This is a genomic window from Nitrosomonas sp. (assembly GCA_031316255.1).
Classification (GTDB): domain Bacteria; phylum Pseudomonadota; class Gammaproteobacteria; order Burkholderiales; family Nitrosomonadaceae; genus Nitrosomonas.
On sequence record JALDQW010000001.1, the window covers coordinates 718,795 to 736,173 of the forward strand.

Annotated in this window: 14 protein-coding genes; 10 read left to right on the top strand and 4 right to left on the bottom strand. The window is 45.4% G+C overall.

Features of this window, described 5'->3' with window-relative positions:
* Positions 1-6: 6 nt before the first annotated feature.
* Positions 7-453 (bottom strand): division/cell wall cluster transcriptional repressor MraZ, encoded by a 447-nt coding sequence (mraZ, locus tag MRK00_03350; protein ID MDR4516414.1) that lies wholly within the window; start codon positions 451-453, stop codon positions 7-9.
* A gap of 749 nt (positions 454-1,202) precedes the next feature.
* Between mraZ and MRK00_03355 the strand changes: the two genes are divergently transcribed.
* The 7 genes from MRK00_03355 (at position 1,203) to MRK00_03385 (ending at position 10,484) form a co-directional block, all read left to right on the top strand.
* On the top strand, positions 1,203-2,570 hold the full coding sequence (locus MRK00_03355) for a TolC family protein (protein ID MDR4516415.1): 1,368 nt from the start codon (positions 1,203-1,205) through the stop codon (positions 2,568-2,570).
* Positions 2,571-2,633: 63 nt separating this feature from the next.
* The gene (locus MRK00_03360) at positions 2,634-4,136 is read left to right on the top strand and encodes an efflux RND transporter periplasmic adaptor subunit (GenBank protein ID MDR4516416.1); all 1,503 of its coding nucleotides are present in this window, start codon (positions 2,634-2,636) and stop codon (positions 4,134-4,136) included.
* 85 nt (positions 4,137-4,221) lie between these two features.
* Positions 4,222-7,392 carry a CusA/CzcA family heavy metal efflux RND transporter gene (locus MRK00_03365; GenBank protein MDR4516417.1) on the top strand — a complete coding sequence of 1,057 codons (3,171 nt, stop codon included), beginning with the start codon at positions 4,222-4,224 and terminating at the stop codon, positions 7,390-7,392.
* A gap of 291 nt (positions 7,393-7,683) precedes the next feature.
* On the top strand, positions 7,684-8,070 hold the full coding sequence (locus MRK00_03370; protein ID MDR4516418.1) for a hypothetical protein: 387 nt from the start codon (positions 7,684-7,686) through the stop codon (positions 8,068-8,070).
* 114 nt (positions 8,071-8,184) lie between these two features.
* Positions 8,185-8,460: an HPr-rel-A system PqqD family peptide chaperone gene (locus tag MRK00_03375; protein MDR4516419.1), complete on the top strand. Its 276-nt coding sequence runs from the start codon at positions 8,185-8,187 to the stop codon at positions 8,458-8,460.
* A gap of 10 nt (positions 8,461-8,470) precedes the next feature.
* Positions 8,471-9,379, top strand: a complete 909-nt coding sequence (locus MRK00_03380) for an HprK-related kinase A (protein ID MDR4516420.1) — start codon at positions 8,471-8,473, stop codon at positions 9,377-9,379.
* A complete protein-coding gene (locus MRK00_03385; GenBank protein MDR4516421.1) occupies positions 9,369-10,484 on the top strand; it encodes a nucleotidyltransferase family protein in 1,116 nt (371 codons plus the stop codon). The genes MRK00_03380 and MRK00_03385 overlap by 11 nt, the downstream gene beginning before the upstream one ends.
* A gap of 8 nt (positions 10,485-10,492) precedes the next feature.
* Here the strand turns inward: MRK00_03385 and MRK00_03390 are convergent, their stop codons facing one another.
* The 3 genes from MRK00_03390 to MRK00_03400 all read right to left on the bottom strand — a co-directional run bounded on the left by MRK00_03390 (position 10,493) and on the right by MRK00_03400 (position 12,264).
* On the bottom strand, positions 10,493-11,503 hold the full coding sequence (locus MRK00_03390; protein MDR4516422.1) for a molecular chaperone DnaJ: 1,011 nt from the start codon (positions 11,501-11,503) through the stop codon (positions 10,493-10,495).
* A 198-nt stretch (positions 11,504-11,701) separates the two neighbouring features.
* Positions 11,702-12,004, bottom strand: coding sequence for a hypothetical protein (locus MRK00_03395; GenBank protein MDR4516423.1), 303 nt, complete (start codon positions 12,002-12,004; stop codon positions 11,702-11,704).
* 62 nt (positions 12,005-12,066) lie between these two features.
* On the bottom strand, positions 12,067-12,264 hold the full coding sequence (locus tag MRK00_03400; GenBank protein MDR4516424.1) for a hypothetical protein: 198 nt from the start codon (positions 12,262-12,264) through the stop codon (positions 12,067-12,069).
* A gap of 313 nt (positions 12,265-12,577) precedes the next feature.
* On the opposite strand from MRK00_03400, the gene ovoA reads away from it, so the two are divergent.
* The 3 genes from ovoA to zapE all read left to right on the top strand — a co-directional run bounded on the left by ovoA (position 12,578) and on the right by zapE (position 17,219).
* Positions 12,578-14,692: a 5-histidylcysteine sulfoxide synthase gene (gene ovoA / locus MRK00_03405; protein ID MDR4516425.1), complete on the top strand. Its 2,115-nt coding sequence runs from the start codon at positions 12,578-12,580 to the stop codon at positions 14,690-14,692.
* 14 nt (positions 14,693-14,706) lie between these two features.
* The gene (locus tag MRK00_03410; protein MDR4516426.1) at positions 14,707-15,873 is read left to right on the top strand and encodes a pyridoxal phosphate-dependent aminotransferase; all 1,167 of its coding nucleotides are present in this window, start codon (positions 14,707-14,709) and stop codon (positions 15,871-15,873) included.
* Between the two features lie 119 nt (positions 15,874-15,992).
* On the top strand, positions 15,993-17,219 hold the full coding sequence (gene zapE / locus MRK00_03415) for a cell division protein ZapE (protein ID MDR4516427.1): 1,227 nt from the start codon (positions 15,993-15,995) through the stop codon (positions 17,217-17,219).
* Positions 17,220-17,379 lie beyond the last annotated feature (160 nt).

Consider the following 17,379-nt stretch of genomic DNA (forward strand, 5'->3'; position numbering starts at 1 on the left):
GTTTCTTCATAAAGAAAACCCCTCCAACTCAGGCGGCATATCCTTATCACTAAAAGACAACGCGTCTTCAATCACCTGATTCCATCCTCCTTCATCCCATAACTCAAACTTTTCCCCTTGTCCAACCAACACGACTTCCTTTGTCAAGTTCGCAAAACGGCGCAAAGGTGGCGCAACCAGGATACGTCCTGCGCCATCCATTTCAACATCGCTGGCATTACCAATAAGGAGGCGCTGCAAACTACGCGTTTTCGAGTCAAAACTGGACAGACTATTCAGTCGCTGTTCAATGGGTTCCCATGCTGGCTGAGGATAGACCAATAGGCATTTAGACGGATCGGCAGTCACGATCAAATGCCCCGAGCATTTGGATACCAGCTCACCACGATACCTTGCGGGTATCGCAATCCTGCCTTTTGCATCCAAACTGAGCTGCGTGACACCACGAAACATGTTGCCCTCTCATGATTAGAGGAAAAGTTAACCTGAACTTTTACCCACAATTCACCACTTTCTTACAATTGTCCCCCACTTTAATGAAAAAAATATAACTCGTCAAGTAAAATACAGATATTTTATTTATATGACAAAGACTTAATGATCGGACATTTCGCGCCACTTATCCTGCAAAAAGATACAAAAAAATAGACAGATAGTCTGGTTTTTGAAAGTAACAACACAGGTTTTGGGAGAAACGTGATTAGATTATTTTGCTGACAGGTAAAAAAGTGAATTTACCCCTGACAAATCACAACAAATGACGTTAAATGACGGGTGAATGTCTCAGAATGTACCTCAAAAATAGATAAATTTGATCAATGGCCGTTCAATATAAGCCGGAAGATAATCTGGTGCCTTTACCCTTTAATCTTATAAAAAGTGCAACCTTGAATTAATAGCGGCTCGCAATTTTTCTCCATTGCAAATATGTGCATAGTATGAAATCATCTGTAACTCGATAAGGTCTAAGGTAAGTCAGCAGATCAAAAAGAACAAATCCAACATTAAAACACTTATTCTATGAAAATTATCCCACTAACCCTAACCGCTTATACTGTTACCCTTGCACCGATTGCTGCTTAACAGTTTTCCATGTCATTCGATATAAAGATATAAAGGATTCAAGGCTTGTTTTTAATTCTTTTTATCAAATTTTATTCTTTTATAATTTATCCCGTCCCGGGACTAACAAGAATTCATACATGAACGCAAATGGAATACTGGCAGCAGTGTTTTATCGCCACCGTCAGTCAAGAATGATTGTACTATTGATACTGGCTCTGGGTTTTGCTGCAGTTTCGGTAGCGGAAAACAACGCAACCGGAGTTTTTTCTCAACCCAATGAAGACACCGCACATGCACATGTATTACCAATAGAAGGGGAAATTCTCACGCTGCGCAATTCAATACAGCTCGCACTGGAACACAACCCCGATCTCGCGTCTTTCGAAAAAGAAATAAAGGCTCTGCATGGTTTAACCATACAGGCTAATTTGTTGCCCAATCCTGTCATCCAGTATGACGGAGAAGATGTCAGTTCCCGCTCGCATGGGCCAGGTGCACGATTTGATTCGCTTCGCATTATTCAATTGTTCGAAACCGGTGGCAAGCGTTCGGCACGCACGAAGGCCGCTTTGCTGGGTCAGGAAAGCGCCGAGCAGGACTATGAGGCCAGACGGCTGGATTTGATTGCCCGGGTTGCCAATATGTTTCTGGATGTTCTATCGGGACAGGAGCGGTTGAAGCTTGCATTGGCCGGTCAGGAACTTGCACAAAAGGTGGTCGATGCGGCGAGTAAACGTGTCATTGCTGGCAAAGCGCCACCGATTGAAGAAACACGGGCGCAAGTCGCGCTTGCGACGGCGAATATCGAAGTGGAGCAGGCGCAGCGTAATCTGATTTCTTTTCGCAGACAGCTTGCCCTGCTATGGGGAAGTCAGAATCCTGTTTTTTCAAATGTCATCGGCGAACTCGAAACATTTGTGGTGATACCTGAATTGGGCGAACTGGAAACACGCTTGCTGCAAAACCCATTAGCCCTGCGCAGCCTGAAAAATCTCGAACAGCGGCAAGCAATGTTGACACTTGAAAAAGCGCGGCGAATTCCGGACATTACCTTAAATGCTGGCGTCAGGCGTTATGGCTGGGATATTCCCAATGACACCACAGCGCTGGTCGGTCTCTCCATACCGTTGCCACTGTTTGACAGAAATCAGGGGAATCTGATGGCGGCACAGCAGCGCATCAATCGTGCGGTGGATGAGCAGGCTGCGATGGAACTGCAATTGAGGACGCTGCTGACGCAGGCTTATGAATCGCTTATCGCGGCGGACACACAAATCAATTTGTTACGCGAGGAAATACTTCCCGGAGCACGGGAAACATTCAGAATGGCAAGCCGTGGTTACGAATTGGGCAGATTCGGGTTTCTGGAATTGCTCGACGCCCAGCGCACTTTATTTCAAAACCAGACGCTATATCTGCAAGCATTAACCAATTACCAGCGTTTGATCAATGAAATTGAGCGTTTGATTGCTGGCCCTATGGAATATATGAGTTACGAGCAATGACAAAATTTCAAGCTGAGGTGAGTAAAAAATTGTCGGATCGATCTGGGAGCTAAGGAGAACATTGTGAACGAAACCAATCTTAAACCGATTCTCATCGTGATCATTGTCGGTGTCATTCTCGGCGCAATGATTCTTAACATGGAAAAATCAACCGTCACCGACGAGGCGGGTCAAGGCGAGTCTGCAAACACATCGGTTGATTCGAATCAAGCGGAAGAGACCGGTCCCAAAGGCGGTAGAATATTTACTGCGGATGATTTCAGCGTAGAAGTTACCATATATGAAAAAGGTGTTGATCCACAGTTCAGAATTTATCTTTATGAAAAAAATAAGCCCATACCGCCAGATGAAGCTAAAGTTGCCATTACGCTGTCGCGATTGGGTAGATCAGCTCAATTATTTTCATTCAAACCGATTGGCGATTATCTGCTCGGCGATCAGGTTGTAGAAGAACCGCATTCCTTCGAAGTTGCAATAGCTGCCGAGTGGAAAAATAAAGTGTTTCACTGGGGCTACGATCAGGTTGAGGCACGCATTGAAATGAGCGACGAAACATTAACCAGAACCGGCGTTGAAATTAAAACAGCAGGTCCTGCCATCATTCGTCCAGCGCTTCAGTTGCCCGGGGTCGTCACATTTAGCAAGCTCAATATCGTTCCCGTTGTGCCGCGAGCCCCGGGTATCGCCATTGAGGTTCCTCGTGATTTGGGGGACAAGGTTAAAAAAGGCGAAATATTGGCAGTTTTCCAGAGTCCGTTGCTGGCTGATTTGCGCAGTCAGTATCTCGCAGCGGAAAAAAGACTGGCACTTGCTCAAGTAAATTATCAACGCGAAAGGCAACTCTGGGAAGAAAAAATTACCGCCAAGCAGGAGTATCTGACAACTCAGCAATTGCTCAGTGAAGCCGAAATTGCGCTCGATCTTGCCTCTGCAAGATTGCGTGCCATTGGTGAAGAACCTGAAACGGTCAAGCTGTTAAAAAACCTGACACATTATGAAATTCGTTCACCGCTTACTGGCTTGATAACGAACAAGGCCATTGCACGCGGGCAGGTATTTAGAGAAGACGACCCTATCTTTACTGTCGTTGACATCTCCACGATGTATGCTGATTTGACCGTATATCCAAAGGATCTGGCTACGATAAAAATCGGCCAGCAGGCCACCATTAAATCCACAGCGGCGAAAATAGAAGGTACGGGTGTAATTACCTTTATTACAGCGATGGTTGATCAGCAAACGCGTACGGCTATGGCACGTATCATTTTGGAGAATCCGGAAGGACTGTGGCGCGACGGCATGTTTGTCAATGGCTTCATCAACACTGAAGAAATCGAGGTCCCGGTGGCTGTCAGCATGGATGCACTGCAAACCCTTTTTGATTGGACGGTCGTTTTTGGTCGCTATGGCGACTATTTTGAGGCGCGCCCAATTGAATTGGGTCGAAATGATGGCGAAATGGTCGAAGTGCTTGAAGGATTGCATGCCGGTGAACACTATGCAGCAGGCAACAGTTTTGCAATCAAGGCTGAGTTAGGCAAGTCAGGCGCGGAGCATGATCATTAACAGAGAGTGGGTACCAGATTGTGATAATAAATCTGGTGTTTTTTCTGTCAATTCAAATTTTTTAATCTGATAGCGAGACAAGACCTTGTTCGAGCGTATTTTACAATTATCCATAGATTATCGCGGTCTGGTGATGGTGGCAGTGTTTGCCATGGCTTTGCTGGGTATTTACAGCTACCAGAAGGTACCAATTGATGCGGTACCGGATATTACCAATGTTCAAGTACAGATTAATACCGAAGCGCCCGGTTATTCTCCGCTGGAAGCAGAACAGCGGCTGACGTTTCCAATAGAAACCATCATGATGGGATTGCCAAATCTCGATTATACTCGCTCGCTGTCCCGTTATGGCTTGTCTCAGGTTACCGTGGTGTTTAAAGACGGCACCGATATTTATTTTGCGCGCCAGTTGGTCAGCCAGCGCATACAGGAAGTCAGGAACCGCCTTCCGGCTGGTATTGAACCGCGCATGGGTCCGATTTCCACCGGGCTAGGCGAAATTTTTATGTGGACGGTGGACGCCAAACCCGGCGCAAAAAAACCGGATGGCACGTCATATACCACAACTGATTTGCGTGAAATCCAGGACTGGATTATCCGGCCGCAATTACTGACCGTTCGTGGTGTAACCGAAGTCAATTCCGTCGGCGGTTATGTCAAGCAATTTCATGTAACCCCCTATCCTGAGAAACTGATTTCACTTGGCCTGACCCTGCAGGATGTTGCGACAGCACTGGCGCGAAATAATATGAATATCGGCGCCGGTTATATCGAAAGAAGAGGCGAGCAGTACCTTGTCAGAGTTCCCGGTCAGGTTACCAATCTGAACGAGATTGGTGAAATTATTCTGGGCAGCAGGCAAGGCGTGCCGATTCGTATCAAAGATGTTGCTGACGTTCTCATCGGCAAGGAATTACGTAATGGTGCCGCGACGCAAAACGGCAAGGAAGTTGTTTTGGGAACGGTACATATGTTGATTGGCGAAAACAGCCAAATCGTTTCCGAGACCGCCGCTGCCAAGCTGGAGGAGATTAATCGCAATTTGCCTGAAGGCATAGTGGCTACACCAGTATATAACCGTACGACGTTGGTCGACAAAACCATTCAAACGGTTGCCTCCAACTTGATCGAAGGTGCAATTCTGGTCATTGTGGTGCTGTTCCTGTTTCTTGGCAATTTCCGCGCAGCGTTGATTACTGCGCTGGTGATACCGCTTTCCATGTTGTTTACGTTGACCGGGATGGTGGCAAATGAAGTCAGCGCCAATCTGATGAGTCTCGGTGCACTGGATTTCGGCATTATCGTCGATGGCGCCATTGTCATTATTGAAAATTGCATCCGCCATCTGGCCGAGGAGCAAAAAAGACTCGGCAGGCGATTGACGCTGACGGAACGCCTGGAAATAGTTTTCTCGGCCAGCAAGGAAACACGCAGAGCACTGTTATTCGGCCAATTGATTATCATGATCGTCTATATTCCGATATTTGCACTGTCGGGTGTGGAAGGCAAAATGTTTCATCCCATGGCGTTTACCGTGGTTACAGCGCTACTGGGAGCGATTATTCTTTCTATTACTTTTGTTCCTGCTGCGGTTGCGCTTTTTCTGAGCGGCGACATCAGCGAAAAGGAAAGCAAAGTAGTCGTTCATTCCAAACAAATATATCTACCCATGTTGAATTGGGTGTTACGCAACAAGGCATTAACGGTGACACTGGCAGTTACCATCATGGTGCTTTCCGGTTTGCTTGCAACCCGGCTGGGCAGTGAGTTTGTACCGAGTCTGAACGAAGGTGATATCGCCTTGCATGCGATACGAATTCCTGGCACCAGCCTGACAACTGCAATTGAGATGCAAAATGAGCTTGAAGAAAAAATCAAGACCTTTGCAGAAGTTAAAAGTGTTTTTTCCAAAATCGGTACCGCTGAAATCGCAACAGATCCCATGCCGCCAAGCGTGGCCGATATATTCATTATTCTAAAAGATCAGGATGAATGGGAAGGTCCCTATAAAACCAAGGCTGAACTGATTGCTGCAATGGAAAAGGTGGTGAATGATGTGCCGGGCAACAATTATGAATTCACACAGCCGATCCAGATGCGTTTTAACGAGTTGATATCCGGTGTGCGCGCCGATGTTGCCATCAAGGTATTTGGTGATAACATGGATGTCTTGCATGATGTCGGCGATAAAATTTTATCGGTGATCGAAAAAATACCGGGCGCAGCGGATGCAAAAATAGAGCAACTGACAGGCTTGCCCATGCTCTCAATCCAGATGGATAGAGCCAAAATGGCGCGTTACGGATTGAATGTGGAAGATGTACAGAACGTTATTGCCATAGCCGTAGGTGGTATGTCGACCGGTCTGATTTATGAAGGTGATCGGCGCTTCAATCTGGTTGTTCGCCTGCCGGAGCAAATGAGAGGCAGCATTGAAGCACTCAAACGCTTACCTGTTCAGTTGCCGAATGCGGTATTAAATATACAACAAGGCCAGGTTGCGCCACCGGCTTACTTGACACTCGGTGATGTTGTCGACTTCAATGTCATTGAAGGTCCCAATCAGATCAGCCGCGAAAACGGAAAACGCCGTGTCGTAGTTAGCGCGAATGTCCGCGGAAGCGATTTGGGTACATTCGTGCATGAAGCACAATCGCGCATTGCTGAAGAAGTTAAAATTCCACCCGGTTACTGGATTGTTTGGGGTGGTCAATACGAGCAGCTTGTATCGGCCACAGAACGTTTGATGATTGTCGTGCCGGTAGCACTGGGTCTGATTTTTGTGCTGCTTTATTTGATGTTTGGAAATCTGCGTGATGGCCTGCTGGTTTTTACCGGCGTTCCATTTGCGCTTTCCGGCGGTATTCTGGCGCTCTGGTTGCGCGACATACCATTCTCGATTTCCGCCGCGGTTGGTTTTATTGCTCTGTCAGGTATAGCGGTACTGAATGGCCTGGTTCTGCTAACATTTATACGCAATCTCCGCAAAGAGGGTCACACGCTGGATGATGCTGTTAAGACCGGCGCATTGACACGACTTCGTCCCGTATTAATGACCGGTTTGACCGATGCGATTGGATTTGTGCCGATGGCATTGGCAGTCACCATTGGCGCAGAAGTACAGCGGCCGCTTGCAACTGTTGTTATTGGCGGCATTTTAACTTCTACCGCTTTAACAATGTTGGTACTCCCCGTCTTGTATCACATCGTTTATCGAAAAAAGGAAATCAAATCCTCAGCGAAAACCCACATATAAATCACGTACAAATAAGTGTCGAAAAATTTTACACTGACCGCAGGGTTTTTGTATTCAAATTTTCACCCTATGGTAACTAATTGTATTTAAATCATTAAAAACAAATTTATATTTTGGCCCAATATTTGCTATTATTCATATATATGGAAGTATTTAATTAATGAGTAATCGTATACTCACTTATGAGATCAGTTTAGTATGATAAAAGAACGATCACACGAACAAATTAATAAAGAGCGTTCGGCGTCAGACGCATCGGCAATAAATTCGCACTCGCAGAAGCGGAGAAAATTGTTAAAAGGTGCCGCATCGTTACCGGTAATCATGACGTTATATAGTGGTGCGGCGCTTGCACGCACCAGCAATATTACAGGAGAGGCGGATTCGATCCAGAACGCTGTTTTTCTTGACACAGCAGATGGACCGCAGTTGCTTTGTGTTTTTCCTGATCCATTTCAGGAACAGATATCCGGCGGCCCCTATGATCTGGGTACAATGCCGCAAGCAACGCTTATCCAACAACCCAAGATCGACCTCAGCGGAAACGCCGACACAATTTTGACAAACAAATTGCAGCAGCTTGACGATTGTCGCGCACGCGGCGGAATCATGATCTCTGCTGCCGCTTACACGTCAATCATGAGTAAAGCAGGAATTAATATTAATCCGACTTTGTAAACAAACGGCGCCAATCAATTTAACCGGTAACCGGAAAGGCTTTTTGATGGGCGCCTGATATTACGCGTTTTTTATTAGAAGTATTCTGTTTGAGAAAACTTTCCGTTTAGCATCATGCATTGGCAATCAAATCTTTTTAATTCCCTACTGATCGAAGACTGGGGCGAAGAATATACCGTTTTTCAACCGGATTCAGGCAAAACGCACTTTCTAAATCAAATGAGTATGCAGATACTGGAATTCCTGGATCGAAATCCCGCCACAACTGAAAAGATCAGCGCTTATCTTGCCGAACAATTCCAGCAAGAACCGAATCACAACTTTCTACACAATATTGAAAAAATACTCTATCATTTCGATACATTGGGTTTAATCAATAAAGTAAACTAAGGTTCTCGGCATGATGGTTAATCAGATTCCATTTGAGGAATTCCACATGCTGCTCCAAAACCAGGGACTTAGAGTGGCGATAGGACCCTTTAATGTTTGTATTCAAACAAGATACAAACCGCTTGCAAAGCAGCTCTATATGCTCTACAGCCACTATCAAATGACCCAGGATGAAATTGCAGAATTTCATGTACGGATCGTTACTGAGCGCTCCTTGAGAAATCCGCTAAAAAAAAATGTTCGCTTTCTTCTTGACGGACAATCCCCTTTTGACAGTTTTCCTCAAGAACAGGCACTTGCTGTTCTAGAATGGGGTATTAACCTCGCCATTGCTGTCCGTATCAATCATCTATTGATACTGCATTCAGCTGTTGTAGAAAAAAATAACCATGTTATTTTGCTGCCCGCCTGGCCGGGCAGTGGCAAAACAACATTGTGCACGGTATTATCTCACCGAGGATACCGGCTTTTCTCCGACGAATTTGGATTAATGGATCCACAAGAAAACTTTTTTTATCCCATACCCCGTTTGATGCCGCTTAAAAATGAATCTATTGCAGTAATCCGAAGCTATCTGCCAGATGCCGTCATCGGAAAACCGATACCGAATACCCAGAAAGGCACTGTTGCACATGTCTGTCCACCAAAAGAAAGCTTACTGCAATCAAAAAATACTGCGAAAGCCAGATTGATTATCTTCCCCAAATGGATTGCTCATTCACAGACAAAAATTGAAATCATCTCTGATTCTGAAGCGTTTATGCTGCTGGCAAGCAACGCATTTAATTATGAAATGCTCGGTGCGACAGGCTTTCACGCAGTTGCCCGACTGATAAATAGCTGCGATTGTTATAAACTGGTTTATTCCGATCTGGACGATGTAACGGTCGCCTTGCAAAGGCTAATCGATGAAGTCTGATTGGCCACAGCATCAACAGATATTACTGCAGGCATTGATAAATCCGGAATGCCTCACCAATATCAGCAATTCGGAATGGGAACTCCTCATCAGATTGGCCAGGCGCGTAAAATTGCTTGGGCGTCTGGCCTTACTACTGCAAAATCAAGGACTCTGGAATGCGATACCGTTCCGAATCGCAAATCAATTGACGTCCGCTCTTGTGCAAGCCAGAAAATTTCAACAATTAGCTCAGTGGGAACTCAACAGAATCATTTGGGCGATGAAAGAATTCGATACATCGATTATTGCGCTCAAAGGTATCGCCTATAGACTGGCCGAGCTGCCCTATTCAGAAGTACGACTATCTGTTGACCTTGATCTTTTGGTACCCAAAGAAGACCTGGCGGATATCGAATCATTACTCATGATCAAAGGCTGGAAGCACAGACCGATCTCAGCTTATGATGAACACTATTATCGCGTTTGGAGCCATGAAATTCCGCCGCTTGTACATGCTGAACGCGAAACCGAAGTAGACATCCATCATACGCTGATACCACTGACAAGTCGCCTAAAAATCGACACAAAACTACTTTTTGACTCAGCCACCACAATACAAAACACAAAGGTCAAACTGCTTTGCCCCGCCGACATGGTCATTCATTGCGCACTCAACTTGTTTCAAAACAATGAAATCGCAAACGATCTTAGGGATTTGCTAGACCTGCACGATTTAATGATTTTTTTCAGCAACAAAGACCCTGACTTCTGGTTACAACTCACTGATCGCGCCAACCAACTGAAATTAGGACGGATATTATTTTATGGTTTTCACTTCAGCCGGCATATTTTCAAAACTCCAATCCCGGAAGATATAATCGCACGGTTACATTCGAAACCCGGCAAACTCAAACTTTGGTCAATGCACCGGCTCGTTCCATTGGCCTTGTTTCCTCAACATCCAGACAAACCTAAAAAGTCTGAATCTCTGGCACGTGCGTTACTTTATCTGCGCAGCCACATGATACGGATGCCGCTTTATATTCTGTTGCCCCACCTGGCATATAAAACAGCTCGGAACGTTTTCACGATAAAGCAGAATAAAGGCAGCCGCCAGCAATAAATCTTTATCTAGACACAGACAGCAAGAAAATTACCGCACTCCTGTTCAAATTTAAATGTCAGAAAACGCACACCAATGGAAGTGTGATTCGCTTCAAATTGTTTATGGGCGACTTCTGCAACGGCCTTAAAATTTGATGCATCTATTTTGATAATATCATATGGTTCAAGTGGAACATCGGCCAAAAATCGCACACCACGTGGCGATATATCCTGCAAAACACCCTCGTAGGGTTCATCAGGCCAGAACAAATAAAAATTGAACTCCCCTTGAGCACTGATTCGGATGTTTGTGCGGCGCTTCTGTTCAAATTGTTCATCGGCTGGAACAGGTAATGGACTGGCACACTCAATACACGCATTATTCTGATAAGGACTCTGTTGCCTTGTATAGGGTGTTTGACAGAAAATGCAATAAGACAGCCCCTCTGTAGAATCTTCATCAACAGCGCAAGAAGCATTCCGGACAACACCGGTTTTAGGACCAATATCAATCTCTCCTACCGGAATCAATTTTTTTTGCGATACTGCCAAACCGCCTGAAAGAAGCGCATCATAACGCGCACGCAAAACCGGATTGACAAGCACCATATAGGATTCTTCTAATAAATCGGTATTTTGATATGGATAGTCCAACAACACGCGGTAACTTGCAATAATAACCTCAACAGGTGCATCAGGCTGAACCTGGAGAACACGGTAATAATTGCGCCGGTTCACATTAAACATTCTCGCAGAACGTCCAGTAAACCTTTTGACGGACCCCATAGCAAAAAATCCCAAGCTTAGCTTTTTAATCGGAAGACGTTTTTGCAGTTGCCGATCATAATCCGCACGATTTAATGGATCCTGTAGTACTGTATAGGCGGTGTTTAGCAAGCCGGCCTGCAAATCCGCATAACCCTGATCCGGATGCAGTTTAAGTTTTTGTATCAGTACACGGTGACTCGCATTAATTACTGAAAGTGGCGCATCTGGTTGAACATAGAGTGTCCGGTATAAGTTGCGCCTTTCTTTCATGACATTCCCTTGTTTGTATTCAAGAATCCAAAAAATTGAAATAAGCTTTTTCTACAATACAAAAGCAATCTTTATGGAAAAAATGTTCATTTAACCAGCGTTATGCTACTCGGGTTTTTCATAATATGCAAAACTCCCAGAACCACTCATTTTAGGATAATTCGTTCATTTTCCCCGTCCATGACATATCCAGTCAGATTAATTAAGATCAATCACGAACAAACAGTCAAAGACAATAGGATTACCTGCGTTACCGCCAAAATTGGTCATATCAACCATGCCTGACAACCGCACTGACCCAACGCTATTTTTAAAACTCCCTGTGCCACCAATAACTCCATTTCCGTCATTGGCTGCACCGGTAATATGCGTGATTGGCTGACCAGATGGCGTGACTATCGGCTGCAATGCAGGTTGTACCGTAGTATTTCCTCTTGTAATCAAAGTACCCTGCGGAAGATGAAAATAGGTTGTTCCAACCAGAGCAAGACCATCTCCCATTGGTGTAATGTTTGATAAACAATCTGTAGCAGTCCCGATGACTTTCTGATTTTTTATATCGATTAAATCGGTATCAAAGCATATCGCCGGATCATCGTACCATCGCCATCAATATCGGGAACTGTACTTTCGTACATATCGCCCGAGCCTTTCAAATTTAGCGCCAAACGTTCACCGCCACCCTTTCCGGCGACTGCCGCACCTGAAAAAAGAAAAATAGCAACGGGAATCATGAATAAAACGCTTGTTTTCTTGTCCATTGTTGTTTACTCCATTAATTAATAATTTATATCAAGCACTGCACGGCATAGCGATGCATTGTTGAATCCTGTCAAATAACGCCGACAGGGACAATTATTTTACCCAGAAAAACCCTAGATGAAGCAATCAGATTCACATGAAACTCAATCAAATAATCCTGATATGGATACAATTTTCATCACAAATTTACCCATTTGACCAAAATCCATAATTTCATTAGGGACTTAAATTTCCCGATGCAAGTGATAACAGTTTCCTGAAGCGTTATAATAATAGTCAGAATTTATATAATTTGATCAACAATACAACAATATGCTTAAACAACTGATTCAGAGAACACCCTTGCTCAACGGCGAAGACGTCGATGCGAAACGGGAAGAAATCCGCGCCTATTTTCATGGCACACTCGACTGCTACGAACAGCTTTTTCAAACTTTGCGCAATGATGAAGCCTATTACAAGAAACCGATTTCACTGCGCCATCCTCTGATTTTCTATTACGGCCATACCGCAACCTTTTTTGTAAACAAACTGGTTCTGGCCGGACTGATTACAGAACGCATTAATCCAAAATTTGAATCCATGTTTGCGGTCGGTGTCGATGAAATGAGCTGGGATGATCTGGACAACACGCATTATGACTGGCCTTCCGCCGCGGAAGTCACAGCTTACCGTAGAAATATGCGCAACATGGTCGACAAACTGATCAGCGAATTGCCGCTGACGTTGCCGATTACCTGGGACAGTCCTTTCTGGCCGATTCTGATGGGCATCGAGCACGAGCAAATTCACCTTGAAACATCATCCGTACTGATCCGCCAGCACAATATAAAATATGTGCAACCTCATGAAAAGTGGCGTCCCTGCGACAAAACAGATTCGGCACCGGCCAATGAACTGATCAATGTAACAGCCGGCTCGATTGAAGTCGGCAAAAACAAATCCTCACACGAGAATTACGGCTGGGACAATGAATACGGGCTACATAAAGCCGATATCGCCGCCTTCCAGGCCAGTAAATATCTAGTCAGCAATCAGGAGTTTTTTTCGTTCATAAACGCCCAAGGTTATCAAACAGATAATTACTGGGATGAAGAAGGTTTGTCCTGGCGGGATTTCAGTAAAGCAGAACACCCCACCTTCTGGGTCAAAGATGGCAACGACTGGCTTATGCGCACCATGACGGACGAAATACCCATGCCATGGGACTGGCCGGTTGACGTCAATTATCATGAAGCCAAAGCCTTCTGTAACTGGAAAGCAGCAATGACAGGCCAACCTGTCAGGCTGCCCACCGAAGACGAATGGTACCGGTTATATGATGTTGCCGGATTGTCTGAAATCCCGCCTGAAAAACAGGCTGCCGGCAATCTACACCTTGATTATTATGCCTCAAGCTGTCCGGTAAATGAATTTCAGCACGGCGATTTTTATGACATCGTTGGCAATGTCTGGCAATGGACAGAAACCCCGACGTATCCTTTCGAAGGTTTCGATGTCCATCCGTTATACGATGACTTCACTACACCGACTTTCGATAACCAGCACAACCTCATCAAAGGTGGTGCATGGGTTTCCTGTGGCAATGAAACGCTAAGAAGTTCGCGTTATGCTTTCCGGAAGCATTTTTTTCAGCACGCCGGTTTTCGTTATGTCGTCTCAGATGCACCGGCGACACTGCAAACCTCGAACTATGAAACCGACAAACTGCTGTCGGAATACGCCGAATTTCATTATGGCGACACTTATTTTGACGTTCCTAATTTTCCTAAAGCACTTGCGGAAATTGCCATTAACGCCATGGGTAGCCGTCCAGCGCATAAGGCATTGGATCTCGGTTGCGCATCCGGTCGCTCCACATTTGAACTTGCCCACCATTTTGATCATGTCACCGGCATCGACTTCTCCGCGAGATTTATCGGTCAGGGTGTTCAACTGGCACAGCAAGGCATACTGCGTTACACCCTGACTGACGAAGGCGATCTGGTTTTCTATCGGGAACGCACATTAAGCGGCCTGGGGTTGGAATCGGTCAAGAACAAGGTTGAGTTTTACCAAGGAGATGCCTGCAATCTGAAACCGTTGTTCTCGGGTTACGACCTGATTCTTGCGGCCAACCTGATTGATCGCCTGTACGATCCGGCCAAGCTGCTCAATTCCATCCATACGCGTATCAACATGGGGGGATTGCTGATGATCACTTCACCATATACCTGGCTGACCGAACATACCAAGAAGGAATTCTGGATTGGCGGCTTTAAGCGTGACGGAGAAAACTTCACCACGCTGGATGGATTGAAAGAAATTCTCGGCAAGCATTTCAGGCTGATTCAAGGCCCACAATCTGTACCGTTTGTCATCCGCGAGACAAGCCGCAAACACCAGCATACATTATCCGAAGTCACGATCTGGGAAAGAGTTTCCTAAACGGCGGAATCGATGTGATTGACTTCGATCAAATCATAAATCGCGAAGGAAGCAGCAGCACCAAGTATGACGGACGGCAAGGCATGTTTGGCAGACCGGATGTCATTCCGGCATGGGTGGCGGATATGGATTTCGCCACACCCGCCGTCATCACCAACGCGTTGATTGAACGCGCAAGGCATCCGATATACGGGTATACCCTGTTTCCGGACAGCCTGTATGAAGCAGCCATCGATTGGATGCAACGACGGCATGGATGGACAATCGAGCGCGACTGGATTGTCATGTGCCCCGGCGTTGTGCCTTCACTGAATGCCGCCGTGATGGCTTTCACGAAACCCGGAGAATCTGTCATCATTCAACCACCGGTTTACTTTCCTTTTTTCTCGGCAATCACGCAAACCGGCAGAACGCTCATCGAGAATCCGCTGAAATATGTGCAAGGAAATTACGCTATCGACTTTGACCATCTGGAGCACTGTGCACAAAACGCGCACTTATTGCTCCTCTGTTCGCCGCATAACCCAGTCGGCCGTGTCTGGTCGCCGCAAGAGCTTGATTCGTTATTGCAGATCGCCGAGAAATATAATCTCATCATTTTTTCCGATGAAATCCATGCCGACCTGATTTATCCGGATAACAAACATACTGTTTTTGCCACGCTCAAGGGTTCCGGAAATCGAATCATTACCGCCATGGCGCCAAGTAAAACTTTCAATATTCCGGGGCTCAATCTGTCAATGCTGATTATTCCAGACAAAAAAATCCGTAACGCCATTATCGATGTGTTTAACACCTGGCATATCAGCGCATCCAACCCTTTCAGCATCACCGCATTCGAGACCGCATACCGCAAGGGTGATAGATGGCTTGAAGCACTGCTTGTTTATCTGCGCAATACGCACGACAGCGTAGCGGACTTCCTGGTGAAACATTTGCCTCAAATAAAATTGATTCCATCTGAAGGCACTTATTTACTCTGGTTAGATTGTAGCGCGATGAATATGACCGATGCAGAGCTTAAGCGTTTCTTTATCCACGAAGCCGGCATTGGCATGAGCCCAGGAACACTATTTGGAGAGCAGGGCAGCGGTTTTATGCGGCTAAATATTGGCGCGCCAAAAAAAATGGTCATGCAAATCCTGAACAATACCCAGCAGGCATACGTACGACGAACATAACAAGTATGTCCCCAGAATGGCCCACATGTTATCTTTTAAAGCTTGATTAATGGAAAACAAATAAAGCAGATCATGCTGACAGCCATCACTCCAACCAGTCTATCGAAAAATACATTTGCGTGAACTACCATACTCAACAACACCGCACTAGCACCACGCCTGTAATGGAATATCACACGCTCATGCAAGCTGGCGAGCTGAAGCCGGACACGGATCAGGCCAATGCGGTCAATGAATTGGAACGTTTATATCACGCATTAGCAAGTTATTCTCAATCAGGCGTTCAGAAAAGCAACTGGTTAACGCGTTTCATTAGCAATAGTGCGAAAAAAAAGCCATCTCCCAAAGGCATTTATCTGTATGGCAACGTCGGTCGCGGCAAGTCCATGTTAATGGATTTGTTCTACAGTGTTGCGCCATTAACGATGAAGCGGCGGATACATTTCCATGAATTCATGCTGGAAATTCATGCCAACCTCAAAACCTGGCACAGTCTCAACACACAACAACGCAAACAGGAAATCAAAAATTTATCCAGATTTCGAGGTGGAAAGACGGACCTCGATGATCCCATGCCTGCGGTAGCACTCCGGATAGCAAACAAAACAAGTCTGTTATGCTTTGATGAATTGCAGGTAACCGATATTGCTGATGCAATGGTTGTTGCCCGGTTATTCAAAGAACTTTTTGAACAGGGTGTTGTGATTGTAGCCACGTCCAACAGAAAACCAGACGATCTCTACAAGAATGGCCTGAATCGTCATCGTTTTCTCCCTTTTATTGACCGGATAAAAGAAACCATGGAAATTATCTCGCTCAATGGGCCTATTGATTACCGCTACGATCGATTGAAAGGGACAGATACTTATTTTTACCCTGTCAACGAACACACCACTGCCGCACTATCCACAGCTTTTTTCCGTTTAACCGATCGCAGCATAGAAGACCGAAACAAAGTGCCCAGCGGCGAATTAATCGTGCAAGGTCGCAGACTATTTGTTCCCAAATCAGCGCGGGGCGTGGCTGTTTTTTCATTTAAACGGCTCTGCGCCAATCCATTGGGCCCAGCCGATTACCTTGCAATTGCAAGAGCCTATCACACTGTCATCATGGTCGCGATTCCACAATTCACGCATGATAATGCCAGCGAGGCCACACGTTTTATTCATTTCATCGACGCGCTGTATGACCATGGCGTCAAATTCCTGTGTTCGGCAGCCATGCCGCCCGAGTTACTGTATCAGTCCGGCAATTCGGGCTTTGAATTTAAACGTACGGTCTCGAGATTAATGGAAATGCAGTCGGAAACTTATCTGCTAAAAGGGCATGGAAAATTTAATGCCTGAAAATGCGCATAACTAAGAAATTAAACCGCATTATCCACCAAACACACTCAATATCAAATGGATAGAATACTCGCGCATCAGGAATCTCGTTATCTAACAAGAGTCAAGACAAAGCTTGCCTTTGGATTAAAATTACATGTAAAATTAAGGGTTACACAAA